Source organism: Sphingobacterium sp. UGAL515B_05 (assembly GCF_033097525.1).
Taxonomy (GTDB): Bacteria; Bacteroidota; Bacteroidia; order Sphingobacteriales; family Sphingobacteriaceae; genus Sphingobacterium.
The window spans coordinates 268,199-283,567 of the sequence record NZ_CP109907.1 but is presented as its reverse complement, the minus strand read 5'-3'; the positions used below and the strand labels follow the sequence as shown (position 1 = coordinate 283,567).

The window sequence follows — 15,369 nt, the reverse complement described above, 5'->3', positions numbered from 1 at the left end:
TTCATTGGGGCAGGTTCACACCTGCGGAGGGCACCTCTGGACTGGGTACCGTTAGTCTTTTTGTAAATTTTTATATCATAATCCGTCCTCCTTCAATAATTGGTTTATCTTTTTAGTTTTTGGTCTTTACGGTGACGGTTTTTCCATCAATTTCAAATTCAAGGCCGGCTCCGCGTTTAATGAGTTCCAAGGCTTCAGCGAGGCTTACGCTTCGGCTCATGCTGCCGCCAAACTTTTTCTTACTGATCGGTCCTTTGTAGATAACCTGGATGTCATACCAGCGTGCCAGTTGTTCCATGATGTCCTGAATCTGGTCGTGTTCGAAATAGAAATAGCCATGTTGCCAGGCGGTTTCCTTTTCGATATTTGCCTGAGAGACGCGCATGGCGCTGCCGTCGAATTCGACTTTTTGCCCGGGTACAATTTGTTTGCTCGTTTTATTCTTGTTGGTCAGCTGGATACTGCCATTGACCAATGTGACATTGGAAGCTGCATTACTATAAGCCGTCAGATTAAAGGCGGTCCCCAGTACCTTAATATCTCCGTGGATCGTGCTGACGATGAAGGGCCGGTTTTTTTCGTGAGCTACTTCAAAATAAGCCTCACCCCGTAGTTCTACATTGCGGGTGTATTTACCAAAGGCCAAAGGATAGCTTAGCTCAGAAGCTGAATTGATCCAGACTTTGGTGCCGTCCGGCAATACCATCCGGTAGAAGCCCGATTCGGGTACTTTCAACGTGTTTTTTAGGTTTGCAAGTTCGGTCTGCCCACTGCTTGGTTTGTAGTGCAGTTGGCCATCTATGATCTGCAGCTGTTCGCCATGCGTTTCCTGTACAATTGTCTGCTGCTCAGAGAGTGCAACAGTTTTACCATTGGAGAGCGTGAGGGTGGCTTTCTGTCCACCGGGTAATACATCGTTGTTATACTGATAGACGTGATCGGCGACAATTTGTTTGTCCTGAGGAGTAGCGTTTAAAAACCATGCGACACCTAAAAAGATGAGCAGGCTGGCTGCAAGACCTGCATAGATCATTAGCTGGCGCATATTGCCGATCTGTAATGGTCGTTTTACCGGTTTGGCCGAAGCGTAGTGTAAAATTTTCGTTCGAGCCTGATCCAGGTCCAGTCTATCCCAGAACTCTGCATCGCTAGATCTGAGCCCCTGACTGGTATATCGTTCCCATTGTTCGCGTAGGGTCGGATCATCTTCAAAGATTTTTTGGAGAGCCTGCATATCTGCTTGGCTCAATGTCCCGCCAAAGTGCTTGACTAAGAAATCGACGAGTATAAATTGGTGATCCATCATGATGTTCAATTGGCTGTTTAAGGAGAAGAGCCACAGGGTGCGCAAAAGGATGGAAAGAAAAAAAAATAAAGTTTTAAATGCTTGTTATTCAGTAAGTAAAAATAACAAAAGGAGGAGTGCATGTGCATCTAAACGTGATCTGAGAAGCTGTATGGCTCTTTTTTTCTGGCTTTTGACGGTATTGATGGAAATGGTCAGGTTGCCCGCAATTTCTTCGTTGGAGAGTTTGTCGAAGATGGCCATGTGTAATACTTGTCTGCAGCCCTGGGGCAGTTGATTAACCGCTTCCATGAGCTGGTCGATAACTTCGGCCTGTATCATGGCATCCATGACGGTCTGCTCTTCGATCATATCCTTGTCAAGCTGGTCGACGTATTTACTTTTTATTTTTTCACGGCGGATATGTTTGAGGCAATTGTTGCGGATGGAAATGAAGAGATAGCCCCGGCGCGCATTTTCATCATCGGGTAAGGTATTGCGGTCCTCGCAGAGTCCTGCGAAAAAGCTCTGAACAACGTCTTCAGCTAAAGCTTCGTCGTGGAGGATATTGTTTGCAAAGAGACAAAGCAGTCGGTAGTATTGCTGAAAAAGGGATTCAATAGTGTAAGGTAAATCTATCTGCAAATTTTCCAACTTGTTTGATCATGTATAAAGAAATTGACATAACAGATGCTTTAAGAGCACGGTATAAAGATAGGGAAATATGCTCAGCTTTTAGCGTGAGAGCAGGTGCTGGTGATTTTATTTCTTCGAAAACGATTGAGCTTAAAGTTCATGAGTAGCCCATCAAAATGAGATGAAGGTCACGGTTTAATATTTGTTTATCCGCTCGATTAAAAAATACGCAATCGATTGTTTCGAAATTATATTTTTTTTATTCAATTTTTCTTTTCAATTTTCAGATAGAAACCAATTGCAATAAACGATAAACTATTGAATCTATTTCTTTTCAATAAATAGATGATAGCCCTTACTGTTGCACTTTTAGCCGTAGCCCTATTATCCTATTTAATCCAATAAATCAAACCGAATGATGAAATACATCGTTAGACTTTTGCTGCACATCCTATTGCTGATGTTTTTTTTTCAATCGACCTACGGCCAGACGAGCCAACTTTACTTACATACTGATCGAGACTACTATTTACCTGGAGACACGGTCTGGTTTAAGGGCTATTTTATAAAGGATGGAGCTATCGCTCGAGATCTCCACAATATGTACATGAAACTGATCGACGAGGGGGGAAAGGAGATATGGCAATCAGTGGCCTTAATCAAAGATGGTGTCACAGCGAGCTATTTTACCATACCTGCAGGCTATCCTGGTCAAGAGATTTTTATCAATGCCAATACCCTCTTGGACTCCTGCGTCAATAGTAGGCCCTATTTTAAAAAATTGGGCATTCTGCAGCTTTCTCATGAAAACCCTACATCTACCCTTGAAAAAGTACCTGAGTTCAAGCTTGTGCAGCAGCCTGAGGGGGGGATCTTACTTTCTGGACTGGAAAATACCCTGCTGATCCAAACATTGGACAGTAGGGGATATCCAGCTTTTGTTAAGGGAAAAATGGTGGATGAAAAGGCTGGTGAAATAGCGGAGTTTAGGACAGACTCGGCTGGCTTTGCTACGCTGCGGACGATTTTTAAGCCAGATCGGAGTTATATGCTCCAATGGGCAGATCCCCTGGGTATACTGCATAAAGACAAAATTCAACCAGTGGTGCAGGGCGCTAAGGTTGCTTTGGTAAAACAGGATTCGCTGGTACTTGTTCAATTGCAGACCAACCTGCCTAGCCAGCTTGTTCATGTCACTGTAGGAATAGGAAAAAGAGCCCTTTTTGATCAAGAGTTCAACCTCAAAGAAGGAAAAAAGACGAATATTCCGTTAAAGAAAGCGGATCTTGAATATGGTATTTTGCAGGCTGTCGTACGGGATAAACAGCAGGTCGTATCGCGGACAAGCTTGCTTATTGACGACGAACAGATTGAAGTAAGCCCTATTGTCTCAGTCAGCAGTACTTTTCAGGAAAAATCGGAAGGTACAGTTACAGTGACCTTGCCTAAGGGCGAGAAGATGGCCCGTTTGTCGGTTTCGGTAGTTGATGCCGAAGTCGCCGTAGATACCACGCAAAGTATGTTGACGGATATTTACTTTCAGCCTTTAAGCCAACAGCCTTTAGTTAATCCGCAGCTGTTGTGGGAACGTACAGAAAATAAGAATCTTTTTATCCAGGGGCAAACTTGGGATGATAGCTATTGTCCCGGTAGCGAATTAACGGTGGTGGATCCTCCCATAAAGATACAAGGCCAGATCCGCCTGAAAAAGGGATCATGGGCTAAATTCTATTCCGATTATCTGGATGAAGTAAACAAAGGAAAAAAAAGAAATTTACCTGCAAGGGGGATTTCTTTTGGCTATCAGTATCCCGAAACACCACGCATGCAATATACTGAGTTGATGTTTGACAAAAATGGAAATTTTGCGGTGCCCAATTCGATTATATTTGATTCGTTAGAAACCAGGGTTATACAGATCTATCGAAAGCTGAAATTTACCCCTTTTACTGTTCAGTATAAATTTGCAGATCCCCAAAATTATCGCTATCCCATCCTAATACCTGTACAGGCCGCTAATGCAAGTAGAAGAGAGTTGAATAATTTAAAGGGACTTCACTCAGACTATTTTACAATGGATGCGCACGGAAATCGGGTGCTGCAGACAGTGCAGGTAACGCGGACGCGCAGGCAACGGGAAATTGATCGTTTGCAATTTCGTTTCAGAACGATAGAACCTCAGACTGTCCACCAACCAGATTTAATCTTGCTTCCATTGATGGACAGCTCGGTTATTAGAATGAGTCAGTCTCTACGTGAGTATATTGCTACGAAAGTTCCCGCGCAAAGTGTTTCGATTATTCTTAATGGAAAGTTAGCCGGGGGAACCGGCGACGTTGCGAAAGCAGCTGCAGACGGCAGTGGACTGTCCAACGTCGTAAAAAAAAACAAAAACTGATCCCGACAAATTAGAAGAATTGAATCGGCAGTACCAATTATCGTTTTTGGATGAGGATGTGTCTAACTATCCTTATCTGAAGTTTTACCGTACGTATAGCTCTCCGGTGTATTCCGGTACAAATGTGCTGCTTGTCTTTGAATATAGTCCGGCAGAGGTAAATCGGGATTTGGGATCTGATGAATATCATGAAACTATAGCAGGTTATATGCCTTTAAAAGCGTATACTAATAAGGTTTATTCGTCGACGGCAATGCGTCTGTCTTCTGGGTTGGATACTCGCTTGACCTTGTACTGGGATCCGTTTTTTGATTTTAATCAGGCCGAGCAATCCAAAGAATTTGTATTCTACAACAACAGTCGCAATAAAGGGGTCTGGGTAACAATCCAGGGGCTGACGGAGACTGGTAAGGTCGTCTATTATCGCCGTATGATTAAAAATAATAAAAAGTAAGTGAAGCGATTTTGAAACGGTCGATGTTCAGCTTTTGTCAGCTTGCAGTTGAACAAATCCAGACTGCTTATTGCTGTACTTTCTTTTCGTTATTAATTTTTTATGTACAGCGTTAATTTTGTTGTGGATTTTTATTGATATTTGATTAGCTTTATGCATTCATTCTTGCTGTTTTATTCGTCGTTGAACATCTTAATTTGCTGTTCACTTTTTTAATAGAAGAGTCGAGACCTTTATCCGATTCTGTAAATGATATGCGAACATATTGCTAGTTAATTTTAATTAAATAATGAGTCAATTCAAATTACAATCTGCTGTATTCATATTTTTGTGTTGGATGTTTGTTTACCCTGCGATAGCACAGAAACAGCAATTTCCGCAAGAGGAAGATTATTTGCAGCTTATGGAACGCGCAGCAAAGGAAAATAAGCCAATGTTCTTGGTCGTTCATCAGCGGAGCGATCAGATTATTCCTTTTAGAGGCGCTGTTTCAAAAAAAGCAAAAGATATGCTCAGTACGCAGTTTGTGTCGGGAATCGTTCAGGTGGATCGGGATGAATTTGACCATCCGTTGCAACGAGCTTTCTATTTGAACAAACCGATGTACCTTGTTACCGATAAAGATGGGATTCCTATTTTACGAGTAGACAAGGCGGTTGATGGGGGAGATGAGCTGGAAAGGCTTCTAGACTCGGCAAATACGCTTGCGAAAGCTGAAACGCTCGGTGTTCTTACTGCACAATATCGAAAGGGAATGCGTCAGCAGTCTTTGTTGCACAAAATACTCCGCTACAATCAAACATTTGACCAATATACAGACCAGCAGCTATTAAGTGACTATATAGCGCAGCTGACAATAGAGCAATTGAATAATTTTGAGACGGTTATATTTTTATTGAGCTGTGGCCCAGTCTATAATAGCAAATCTTATCGACTCGCACGTACCAATAGCACAATGGTGGATAGCCTGTATTCCTCTCTGCCGTTACCAGTTCGTAAAAAGATAAACAACAGGATTATACAACGGACATTTCGGGAATCGCTTGACAGCAAAAACTTCTCCTTAGCTCAAGAAGTGGGGTATTTTGCCTATACGACATGGACGCCTAATCATTTACGGGCTTCTAATTCGCAAGCTTTTTATCCCCTCGAGTATAAAAGGCTTATGAAAGATAGTGTGGCTTACGTACAGATGGCGCGAAACTATTACAATCAATCATTTTATCGGGTCGATCCCGATTCGTTGTCACGCGTAGACTTTGCACAAGATCGACAGATCAAGTTTTCGCGAAACCGGCTTTTATTGGACAGCGCACAAAATGCAGAATTCAAAGCCCTCGTAGGAAAGGGACGTAAATATTATCAGGATGACCAGGCTACTAATTTAAATTACGGTGCGCAGCAGATCCTGGCTTTTGAAAAAAATAACGCTGAGGTTATATTTGATGCGATCCGTTGGCAAAAGAAAACAATAGATCTCAAACCTGATGTGCCCGCATTCCGCTATACGATGGCTTTATTGTTGTATCGGGTCGGTTTTTATGCGCAGGCAGAAGAAGAACAACAAAAAGCTGTGAAATTAGCGAAGTCAAATAAGCGCTATCAGGAAAAAATGCAGGCCGTTTTGAAGCAGATACAGTCCAGACGATTATGATCAAGGCTAATTTGGAGCCGGGCCTGTATGTAAGCGGATTGGAATAGTAAACTGCACGCGCACGGGCATGCCATATTGATAACCCGGAGTCCATTTTTCGGCTTTCTTAAGTACCTCTATGCCACTTGCGGCAGTTCCATAGCCGAGGTCATTAATTACTTTAAATTCATTTGCAGTGCCGTCTTTTTCAATGACAAAACTGATGAGGAGCTGTCCGGATACTTTTGCCTTTAAAGCTTCATTGGGATATTTGTAATTACGTGCAATAAAGATCATCAGGTTTTTTACACCGCCAGGGTATTCCGGTTGGACATCCCGTTGTGTATAAGGGTGAACGTTATCCATACTATCTGTACAAATGCCCTTGCTTAATACACCTTTTGCATACCATTCTTCAAACTTGCTCTTACCCTTTTTTAAAGTACCTTCCCAATGTCCTTGGCGTAAACCATCGGCATATTGCCCTTTTTCACTATTTATGCTGTCTTTAAATTCGAACATGCCGTTCCCATTCACAATCTGTTGGCGACCTGTTGAATCGGCATAATAGAGTAGACGGCTATGCTGCTCCTGAAAAAGAAATTCATTTGGACTGGCTTCAGAACTGGAGAAAAATCTAATTTCTCGTAAAAGGCCATTTTCGTAGTATCTTTTTACGGTATCGCTCAGTTTATTGTCTTTATATCCGGCTGATACCGCGAGGTTGCCATTATTGTGATAGCTTTCAATAGTACCTTCCAGAAATAATCTTCGTGGGTCGGCTACTTTGGTCCATCCATGTCTTTTTAAATTGCCATTAGGATAGTAATCGTTTAATTCGTGAAGCCCCAATTCATTTGCTGTTAACCGAATAATGTTCGTGTAAGCTGCCGAATCTTTGATTGCAGTAAAACCACCATTTTTCTTAATGTAGCTGACGATTGTCTCCTGGGCTTTTGACGGCATCAAAAGGCCCGTAAAAACAAGAAGAATAATGTATTTATATATATTTAAGAAATAATAATGCATAGGATTAATTTCATTTGATCAAATATATATTTTTTTGGTGAAATAATCTTGTTTCACTTCCGATGAGCGGCTTTATGTATCAATCCCAATTTGGAGCTTCCGATTGGTCAATGATAAGGCGGACAATCGCTGATAAGTCCTGTTCAAGTTTTTCTTTTGTGATTTTCTCAATTAGCTTATCTTTTTCATTAAAAATAAATAGTTGCTTTTCAATATTGCTTCCCGCCTCCCGTTTACCGCGTATTGCCATGTTTATCGAAAATTGAATTCTTTTATTTAATCCGTCATATTCATATTTCTGATTCGAGGCAATGGTGATCGTCGGTAGATGGACTCTAAACTTATTATCCTTAATATCAACCACAATTTTGTAAAAAAGATCCAATTGATAGGCGTTCTCCGGAAATTTATCTGATTTTGTATACCCCGGAATAAAATCACTTACAATAAGAACATCTTTTGCAGAATCTATTTTTAAGAACCTGGATTGGTGGGAAATTTTGAGATTTCTTATGATATCTTGTTTAATTTCCATTGCGGATTTGGTGTTCGCTATAATAATTGACTGGGATCCATTTTGAAAAGCAAGTCCAGTCGGATTGACGCTGATCTGTGCTTGATCTTGGCTCTTGCCAATCAAGAACGTCCCCATTAGTATAAATATAAAGATAATTCGCTGCATGGTTTAATTTTTATAGTAAGATAGGGAAAATATCAGAAGACAACGGTTGCTCGTTGTAAATTAAATTTAAATTTTTAGTACGTTCATGTCTCACCTGTTGTCCTAAGCGATGTCAATCATTCCCTGTTCAATAAGGGAGGGGCAGCTGCAAAAATGTCTTGGCACTCTTGTTCCCAAACGGGGTGCTTCTTTTAGTAAAATTGTGCCTTTGCAATAAGCTGGATCATTTTCAGCGTTGAACAAACGATTTCTCATCGAATGATGTACTTTAAGTAAAAAAGCTATGGATAAATCACCTATGCAGAAGATTGCACGAGTTGGATTAGGAGCCTTTTTGGTTGTTGCCGGTATTGGACATCTGTCCTTCGCCCGCAAGGAATTCCAGGCACAGGTGCCGGACTGGGTTCCAATCCCCAAAGATGATACGGTGCTGTACTCGGGTTTTGCTGAAATTGCTTTGGGTGCTGCCTTGATTTTGACACCTGCTAAACAGCGGTCGAACGTTGGAAAAATCGCAGCAGCGTTTTTTACAGCCGTGTTTCCCGGAAATATTGCGCAATATAAAGACCGTCGCGACGGCTTTGGATTGGATACGGACGGAAAGCGGCTCGCCCGTTTATTTTTTCAGCCCATATTGGTTGCATGGGCATTGAAAAGTACAAGCAAAAGTCGATCGGATGAAAACTGATGGAAACAAACTGATTTTGTAAGGCGTCAAACCTAAACGATTGACCCGATGGATGGCCTAGGAAGAAGCAGGTTTATCGTTACGACCAAATTGTATCTAATCACAATATTTGACCAGTATTTAGACAGTAATTAGTCACTGCTTATTCAGTTTGTACTGAGTGAGCACTGAACAATCACTGAACAATCACTGAACAAGCACTGAACAAGCACTGAACAAATGCCGTAATAGGTAGTAATTTGGTTACGGGTTGATCGCTTTTATTTTTCATTTTCTTCCTGTCCGTTTAAATAATTATATTCGCATCAAACATATAAAATAACTAACCTACAAAAGTACAGACCAGATGGAAGAAAAGAAATTAAATGAACTGAGCGATGAAGAATTGTTGGTTCTCAAGAAGAAAGCTAAACCCACGAAAATAATCAATGCATCCATCATTGGCTTTTGTCTAGGCATCGCTGCCTACAGTCTATTTGTGGCCGGTATAACCTGGCCGACAATTTTCCCATTGATATTGGCCGTTTTATTCTTTAAATATTTTGGAAAGAATGAAAAAGCGGTGGATGCGGAACTGAAAGCCAGAAATCTCAAATAGAAAAAAGAAAACCATTGTAGCTGCGCTGTTGTTTATTTTTAAAAAACAGCTTAAGATGAGAAGGGAACAAATAGAAGCATGGGTAGCGCAAGGATACAATGTGCTGGAGCACAGGAAGCCCAAAGTTGTACAGGGCGATATTTGGGCGTATCTCAATCACTGTGATGGCCATGGTACCGAGGTCTATGCACTTTCAGAATTGCAGCAATGGTCGGATAAGGAACTAGCCGAAATGGAACTGAAAAAATATGCCGATCAGTATGGACAGATAGGCGAGAAGTTATTTCTGCGAAACGAAGCAATCCGAAATAAAGAATTCGATAAATATGAGGCATTCCTGTTGCTTTTTTTTCCGGACAGTGTCGAAAAAGAGCTGGAGGAAGCACGGTTTTTAGCCGAGCGTGTGAAACGTGTTAGCAAGGAAGAAATGGAAAAATGGGTGCAGTCCAATATGGTCAATGTGCTGGTTTCGGATCTCCATTGCCTAGATTATGGAACCATTATGAGTGGGATGCTGATGCCATCCGAAGATGTAGTCACTTATACCGACGACGGACTCAGCGATACCATTGATTGCCATGTTACGCCGATGGAGTTTTTCGCTCATACCAACCATGACTATTACTGGATCGATCCTGTCATAAGAAAATCCTAACAGAAGCTCTTATGAGAGTCTTTTAGGCTCACTTTTTATGCGGAACAAGGGAAAGCATCTCGATCGTGTTCGTGATGCTTTATTTTTTGAACTGTTTAAGCCACAATTTCTATCGGATTTCCCTCCGGATCGAGCACGAGGCTTTCATAATAACCATCGCCCGTAGTACGGGGCTCGCTTTCGACCGTATAACCATCCGACCGTAATTGCTCGGTTAAACGATCGACAACATCCTTTCCGCCGACGCTAACGGCCAGATGGGTATATCCTTTACTCAGACTTCTATCAGCCGCGGCAGTAGTAATATCAACGCGATTCATAATCTCGAGACGTGCTCCAGTCTCGCCAAATGTTAGGAAGTAAGATGAAAACCCTTTTTTCGGGTTATGATACTTTTCTCCGCTTACCGTACCAAAGTATTTGGCGTAAAAAGCACGTGTTTTCTCAAGGTCATCAACCCATAGGGCGAGGTGTTCTATTCGCATGGCAAATCTTTTTGTTTAATTATATTGCAATATTATGCAAATTTGCATAATATTGCAATATAAAATTTATAAGATATGTTGAACGAATCGATAATTAAGGCTAAGGTAGCAACACAGGTTATGTTTTTGGTATGTGGTCTCGCATTATCAAGCTGGGCACCGATGGTACCCTTCGCCAAGGACAGTCTTGGTCTTAATGACGGCGAACTGGGGCTTTTACTGCTGTGCTTGGGTGGTGGCGCGCTATTAACGATGCCGCTTTCTGGTTTTTTTATCGGTAAAGTTGGGAGCAGACAGGTGATTTTGATTTCAGGTTTGATAGCTGCCGTAGTGCTCCCTGTACTGTTGATGGTCACCAATAGCTACTTGATGGCCTGTGTCCTTTTTATATTTGGCTGTAGTATAGGTGGTATAGATGTGGCCATGAATGCACATGGTGTGCAGGTACAAAATGCAATGGGTAAACCGATAATGTCATCTCTACATGGACTGTTCAGCTTAGGGGGGCTATTTGGATCGATCGGCTTGGGCTTTTTGATAAAGATGGGGTTAATTCCTATTTATGCAGCAGTTACCATAGCTATTCTATTAATACTGCTACTGATCGTACAATATCGAAAGCTGCTGGATTATCACAAGGAAAAGGAGATCATTGTCAAGTTTTCCCATATTGATGAGACTCAGGTTTCCAACAGAAAATTTCAGTGGCTCAGGTGGAGTGTGTTGATACTTGGATTGATGTGTTTCATTGCCTTTCTTTCGGAAGGAGCAATGCTGGATTGGAGTGCGATTTTCTTGCGGGATCACAAAGGAGTATCTCCTGAGTTTACGGGAATTGGATATGCGGCCTTCTCCGTTGCGATGGCGGTCATGAGATTGCAGGGAGACCGATTAGTAAGTAAACTGAATAGTAAAGTTGTGGTGATAGGTGGTAGCTTGTTGGCATCTCTTGGCATTTTGATCGTAGTGTTTAGTCCTTGGTTATCGCTAACGCTTATTGGATTTGTCCTTTTGGGATTGGGAGCCGCTAATATTGTCCCTGTATTTTTTAGCGAGGGTGGACGGATTGAAGGACTTTCGCCGACGGTAGCTATTCCGGTAATTTCAACGATGGGTTATGCTGGTCAGCTGGCGGGGCCGGCGCTTTTGGGGGCTATTGCACAGCATTTTTCTTTGATCATTGCTTTCGAAACAATAGCTTTGCTTTTTCTAGTGGTAGCCCTTATCTATAAAATCAGGAAGTAACAACATGTTAAAAGAAGAACGCTTTGAGGTAATCCTCCGTGAATTAGAGAGCCGGAGGAAGGTTAAATTTGAAGAGCTGGCGTTGTTGTTGGCGGTATCGGAAGATACTGTCCGTCGCGACATAGAACTTCTCTATCGGAACGGGTTACTTTCCAAGACCAGGGGTGGTGCGATACTGCGAGAAAAAGATCCGCTCACTTTCCAGGATAGGCAATCGTTTCTGACCAAAGAAAAAGACATTATTGCATTAAAAGTACAGCCATTTCTGAAAGATGGCATGACCCTTTTTGTGGATGGTGGCACCACGACATGGGCCGTAGTGAATGCGATGCCATTGGATATCCGGATTCGGGTAGTTACAAATAATTTTTCCATTGTGCCGCTGCTCGAGAAGTTGAAAAATGTAGAACTTATTTTTTTGGGTGGTAATTTTGAATCCGATCTGGCAGTAACTTCAGGCATCACAACCTGTATGGAAGTTGCTAAGTATAATGCCGATATCTTTATCATGGGAACTTGTGCTGTAGATCCTGAGCTCGGCGTTTCGGCAGCCTCAGCTGCAGATGGCGAAACCAAAAAGATGATGGTTCAATGTGCAAAGAAAACAATAGCATTAGCCAGTCAGAATAAGCTTTATCAAGGTGACCTGTTTAGGGTGTGTCCAATAGATTCGCTTACGGCATTGATCACCGACCTGGATTCAAATGATTCCGAATTGAATCCCTTTAGAAATATGGATCTGCAGATTATCTAGCCAATTGACAACAATGAGCAATGTATCCGACGTTTCTATAACCTTCCGACAGGGTTATGTCAGCATAAAACTGTAGCTATGTTCATCATTGGATAAAACGATAGCAGATGTTCAAGTGTTATTGATGCAGGTATCCTTTTTATAATTTACTGAATACGCATGAAAAAGATCGAACTAGTCCCACTTGTTGGGATTCAAATTGAAGGTATTGGTCAGGTTAATCTCGGTGCGGGCCGTGCTGAAGTTCAACGTGTACTTGGTGCTCCTTCAGATGCGCTGGACGACCAATATTATTATGATGAACTCGAATTGAGACTTGATTTTAATGATCAGGGAACATTGGAATTTATAGAAAGCATCAATGGACCCTATCCAGAAAAAACTGAAATCAGTATCTATGGTGTTAATCCGTTTCAGGTCGAAGCGACTGAACTTTTAAGCATCCTGAGTGATAAAAATGCGGGTGAGGTTGATGATGCCGAAGCGGGATATTGCTATACATTTTTAAATAGCTCTGTTGGTGTCTGGCGACAGATTACTGAAGAGGATGTTCAGGAGGAGATTGAGGAAATCAAAGCCGATGGCGAATACGAAGACAATGCGGATATGCTGCTGGAGGACCTTAAAAAGTCAAAGTTCTTTTGGACGATTGGCATTGGAGTAGCGGGATATTACGCGGAGTAAAGATGAATAACCTACTGAAACAGTTGCCTAAATTCCACGGGACTTTGTTGGGTATTCTTTTTGAATACCTTACTGAACGACTGTGGATGTTCGAAGCCTAGTTCATAGGCGATCTCGCTGATGGAGAGGGAGCTCGTGCTTAATCTTAATTTGGCATACTCGATCATTTTATGCTGAATATGCTGCTGGGTGTTTTGTTGTGTGTAGATACGCAGCAAACTGCCCAAGTAGTTTGGTGATAAATTGAGCTGCTGCGCCAAAAAGCTGACTGTCGGTACGCCATGCTCCATAAGTGTCTGTTGCTGAAACTGTGCTGACAGTAACTGCTCAAATTTGGTGAGCAGCTCCTGTGTCGAGCGTTTGCGGGTGATAAATTGACGCTCGTAAAATCGTTCCGCGTAAATCAGCAAACGCTCAATCTGTTTGAGAATAAGTTCTCGGCTAAATTTATCGATATTGGATTGATACTCTTTTTCGATATTCTTCAGAATATCGACAATGATGGCTTCCTCTTTGTCCGAAAGAAAAAGCGCTTCATTGACCTGATATTGGAAAAAATCGTAGGAGTGGATATGCTTTGCCAGTTCGCTGTTCCAAAGAAAATCGGGATGGATCAACAGGATCCAGCCACTGGGCTGCGCCTGCACTTCCTGGTTGATCTCCACTTTTAGAAATTGTAGGGGCGATATAAAGGTGAGTATACCTGAATCGAAGTCATAATGCTGCTGTCCATAATTGAACCGGGCATTTACATTTCGCTTTAAACCGATCGAATAAAAATGTTGTATCCAATTCAATTTGCTGTCATTAATGGGATAATGTACTTGACTATAATCAACCAAGCTGATCAATGGATGTTCGGGCTTAGGTAGTCCGCAAAAGCTGTGGAATTCCGAAAGGGAATGAAAGCGAAATGTATTCTCCATGTTGTAAATTTACTGAATTTCTAATTTGATTGTTGTGAAATATCCTTGGAAGCTCCTTACACTGAATTAAGCTATTATACGGATTGCTCAAAACCGGTTGATACCGTATAGCTCTTCCATTTTTCGATTTCAGCGGTCAGCATATTGATCTTATTTTTCGCCAGCTCATAGGCATCTTCGCCCATTAAAAAATGGACTGGAGGCTGCTCCAATGTACTCAGTTCGATTAATAAGGTTGCTGCTTTCTGGGGATCGTTTGCCTGATTCCCGTGGATCTGATGCAGATGGGTGGCTTCGTTTTCTCGGGCAGTTACATAAGCTGCAATCGGATTAGCTGCGGTATGTAGGGATCCTTCAGATAAAAAATCAGTTCTGAAGTAACCCGGATACACCAAGGTCGTGTGTACACCAAAAGGTTCCATTTCGACAGCGAGAGCTTCAGTAAAGCCTGCAACAGCAAATTTGGTGGAGCAATAAACACCAAAGGCTGGGTAGTTTCCTGCAAGTCCACCGATAGATGCGATATTGAAAATATGTCCCGATTGTTGGCGTCGCATATGGGGGGCGATATGCCGGATGGCATTTAGGGATCCAAAGACATTCACTTCGAAGTTGCGACGTGCTTCCAGGTCACTGAGCTCCTCTAGGGTTCCAGTTTGGCCATATCCGGCATTGTTGACCAGTACATCAATTCGTCCAAAATAATCAATGGCCGAGAGTACAGCGCGGGCAACGTCGCTGTCATCGGTAATGTCGACTTCAAGCGGCAGAAAATTTTCCTGATCGCCGATTTCATCTTCCAGCGCCTGTTTTGTTCGTGATGTGGCAACCACAGAATAATCTTGGGCGAGCAGCTCTTTAACGAGGTTGAGACCAAGCCCTTTGGAGGCACCAGTGACGAACCATACTTTTTGTGATTTCATGTGTTTCTGTTTTAAATAAATTGATGATACAAAGATGGCCAATCCACCGGTTTTGGATGTAGGCAGATCAACGGATCTTGTAGTCAGATCGTGGATTATCATCCTTTCAACGACTGAATTTGCCGGTTCGACAAAATCTATACAGCAAAAAGAAAAAATTGGGTAATTTTAAATGAAGGAAGACTAATAGCGCTTTTTCATTAAATCAATATGTTATGAAAACCAATAGCCTGATGGCCCAGAAAAAAGAATCGACCGTCTTGATGAATAGTAAAGTTTCCTGCTTAACAACTA

The 15,369-nt window shown here is 42.0% G+C and carries 16 protein-coding genes; 9 read left to right on the top strand and 7 right to left on the bottom strand.

The window, feature by feature from the left end:
* Positions 1 to 112 precede the first annotated feature (112 nt).
* On the bottom strand, positions 113 to 1,306 hold the full coding sequence (locus OK025_RS01070) for a FecR family protein (RefSeq protein ID WP_317667964.1): 1,194 nt from the start codon (positions 1,304 to 1,306) through the stop codon (positions 113 to 115).
* Positions 1,307 to 1,390: 84 nt separating this feature from the next.
* Complete coding sequence (locus OK025_RS01065) at positions 1,391 to 1,939, bottom strand: RNA polymerase sigma-70 factor (RefSeq protein ID WP_317667963.1); 549 nt, start codon at positions 1,937 to 1,939, stop codon at positions 1,391 to 1,393.
* 397 nt (positions 1,940 to 2,336) lie between these two features.
* Here OK025_RS01065 and OK025_RS01060 point away from each other — a divergent pair, with 397 nt between their 5' ends.
* The 3 genes from OK025_RS01060 (at position 2,337) to OK025_RS01050 (ending at position 6,427) form a co-directional block, all read left to right on the top strand.
* Positions 2,337 to 4,319 (top strand): hypothetical protein, encoded by a 1,983-nt coding sequence (locus OK025_RS01060; protein ID WP_317667962.1) that lies wholly within the window; start codon positions 2,337 to 2,339, stop codon positions 4,317 to 4,319.
* Between the two features lie 19 nt (positions 4,320 to 4,338).
* Complete coding sequence (locus tag OK025_RS01055; RefSeq protein WP_317667961.1) at positions 4,339 to 4,773, top strand: hypothetical protein; 435 nt, start codon at positions 4,339 to 4,341, stop codon at positions 4,771 to 4,773.
* A 289-nt stretch (positions 4,774 to 5,062) separates the two neighbouring features.
* The gene (locus OK025_RS01050) at positions 5,063 to 6,427 is read left to right on the top strand and encodes a hypothetical protein (RefSeq protein ID WP_317667960.1); all 1,365 of its coding nucleotides are present in this window, start codon (positions 5,063 to 5,065) and stop codon (positions 6,425 to 6,427) included.
* Positions 6,428 to 6,433: 6 nt separating this feature from the next.
* On the opposite strand, the gene OK025_RS01045 is transcribed toward OK025_RS01050, so the two are convergent.
* Together OK025_RS01045 and OK025_RS01040 are read right to left on the bottom strand one after the other, a co-directional pair.
* Complete coding sequence (locus tag OK025_RS01045; RefSeq protein ID WP_317667959.1) at positions 6,434 to 7,372, bottom strand: energy transducer TonB; 939 nt, start codon at positions 7,370 to 7,372, stop codon at positions 6,434 to 6,436.
* A gap of 142 nt (positions 7,373 to 7,514) precedes the next feature.
* Positions 7,515 to 8,117: a hypothetical protein gene (locus OK025_RS01040; protein ID WP_317667958.1), complete on the bottom strand. Its 603-nt coding sequence runs from the start codon at positions 8,115 to 8,117 to the stop codon at positions 7,515 to 7,517.
* A gap of 283 nt (positions 8,118 to 8,400) precedes the next feature.
* Here OK025_RS01040 and OK025_RS01035 point away from each other — a divergent pair, with 283 nt between their 5' ends.
* The 3 genes from OK025_RS01035 to OK025_RS01025 all read left to right on the top strand — a co-directional run bounded on the left by OK025_RS01035 (position 8,401) and on the right by OK025_RS01025 (position 10,058).
* Positions 8,401 to 8,805, top strand: a complete 405-nt coding sequence (locus OK025_RS01035) for a hypothetical protein (protein WP_317667957.1) — start codon at positions 8,401 to 8,403, stop codon at positions 8,803 to 8,805.
* A 346-nt stretch (positions 8,806 to 9,151) separates the two neighbouring features.
* The gene (locus OK025_RS01030; protein WP_317667956.1) at positions 9,152 to 9,403 is read left to right on the top strand and encodes a hypothetical protein; all 252 of its coding nucleotides are present in this window, start codon (positions 9,152 to 9,154) and stop codon (positions 9,401 to 9,403) included.
* Between the two features lie 55 nt (positions 9,404 to 9,458).
* Positions 9,459 to 10,058, top strand: a complete 600-nt coding sequence (locus OK025_RS01025; RefSeq protein ID WP_317667955.1) for a hypothetical protein — start codon at positions 9,459 to 9,461, stop codon at positions 10,056 to 10,058.
* Positions 10,059 to 10,153: 95 nt separating this feature from the next.
* On the opposite strand, the gene OK025_RS01020 is transcribed toward OK025_RS01025, so the two are convergent.
* On the bottom strand, positions 10,154 to 10,543 hold the full coding sequence (locus OK025_RS01020; RefSeq protein WP_317667954.1) for a VOC family protein: 390 nt from the start codon (positions 10,541 to 10,543) through the stop codon (positions 10,154 to 10,156).
* Positions 10,544 to 10,618: 75 nt separating this feature from the next.
* Between OK025_RS01020 and OK025_RS01015 the strand changes: the two genes are divergently transcribed.
* From OK025_RS01015 to OK025_RS01005, 3 genes are all read left to right on the top strand, one after another.
* A complete protein-coding gene (locus OK025_RS01015; RefSeq protein ID WP_317667953.1) occupies positions 10,619 to 11,788 on the top strand; it encodes an MFS transporter in 1,170 nt (389 codons plus the stop codon).
* 4 nt (positions 11,789 to 11,792) lie between these two features.
* Positions 11,793 to 12,542, top strand: a complete 750-nt coding sequence (locus OK025_RS01010; protein WP_317667952.1) for a DeoR/GlpR family DNA-binding transcription regulator — start codon at positions 11,793 to 11,795, stop codon at positions 12,540 to 12,542.
* 159 nt (positions 12,543 to 12,701) lie between these two features.
* Entirely contained in the window at positions 12,702 to 13,226 is a 525-nt protein-coding gene (locus OK025_RS01005; protein WP_120336645.1) for a hypothetical protein, read from the top strand.
* A gap of 11 nt (positions 13,227 to 13,237) precedes the next feature.
* Here OK025_RS01005 and OK025_RS01000 read toward each other — a convergent pair whose 3' ends face one another.
* Both OK025_RS01000 and OK025_RS00995 read right to left on the bottom strand, forming a co-directional pair.
* A complete protein-coding gene (locus OK025_RS01000; RefSeq protein WP_317667951.1) occupies positions 13,238 to 14,152 on the bottom strand; it encodes a helix-turn-helix transcriptional regulator in 915 nt (304 codons plus the stop codon).
* A gap of 74 nt (positions 14,153 to 14,226) precedes the next feature.
* Entirely contained in the window at positions 14,227 to 15,177 is a 951-nt protein-coding gene (locus OK025_RS00995; protein WP_317667950.1) for an SDR family NAD(P)-dependent oxidoreductase, read from the bottom strand.
* Positions 15,178 to 15,369: the final 192 nt, after the last annotated feature.

Excerpts from the sequence above, each read along its gene's own strand:
- OK025_RS01070 (WP_317667964.1), bottom strand. The coding sequence starts at position 1,306 with ATGATGGATCACCAATTTATACTCGTCGATTTCTTAGTCAAGCACTTT.
- OK025_RS01060 (WP_317667962.1), top strand. The coding sequence starts at position 2,337 with ATGATGAAATACATCGTTAGACTTTTGCTGCACATCCTATTGCTGATG.
- OK025_RS01050 (WP_317667960.1), top strand. The coding sequence starts at position 5,063 with ATGAGTCAATTCAAATTACAATCTGCTGTATTCATATTTTTGTGTTGG.
- OK025_RS01045 (WP_317667959.1), bottom strand. The coding sequence starts at position 7,372 with ATGCCGTCAAAAGCCCAGGAGACAATCGTCAGCTACATTAAGAAAAAT.
- OK025_RS01040 (WP_317667958.1), bottom strand. The coding sequence starts at position 8,117 with ATGCAGCGAATTATCTTTATATTTATACTAATGGGGACGTTCTTGATT.
- OK025_RS01035 (WP_317667957.1), top strand. The coding sequence starts at position 8,401 with ATGGATAAATCACCTATGCAGAAGATTGCACGAGTTGGATTAGGAGCC.
- OK025_RS01030 (WP_317667956.1), top strand. The coding sequence starts at position 9,152 with ATGGAAGAAAAGAAATTAAATGAACTGAGCGATGAAGAATTGTTGGTT.
- OK025_RS01025 (WP_317667955.1), top strand. The coding sequence starts at position 9,459 with ATGAGAAGGGAACAAATAGAAGCATGGGTAGCGCAAGGATACAATGTG.
- OK025_RS01020 (WP_317667954.1), bottom strand. The coding sequence starts at position 10,543 with ATGCGAATAGAACACCTCGCCCTATGGGTTGATGACCTTGAGAAAACA.
- OK025_RS01015 (WP_317667953.1), top strand. The coding sequence starts at position 10,619 with ATGTTGAACGAATCGATAATTAAGGCTAAGGTAGCAACACAGGTTATG.
- OK025_RS01010 (WP_317667952.1), top strand. The coding sequence starts at position 11,793 with ATGTTAAAAGAAGAACGCTTTGAGGTAATCCTCCGTGAATTAGAGAGC.
- OK025_RS01005 (WP_120336645.1), top strand. The coding sequence starts at position 12,702 with ATGAAAAAGATCGAACTAGTCCCACTTGTTGGGATTCAAATTGAAGGT.
- OK025_RS01000 (WP_317667951.1), bottom strand. The coding sequence starts at position 14,152 with ATGGAGAATACATTTCGCTTTCATTCCCTTTCGGAATTCCACAGCTTT.
- OK025_RS00995 (WP_317667950.1), bottom strand. The coding sequence starts at position 15,177 with ATGATAATCCACGATCTGACTACAAGATCCGTTGATCTGCCTACATCC.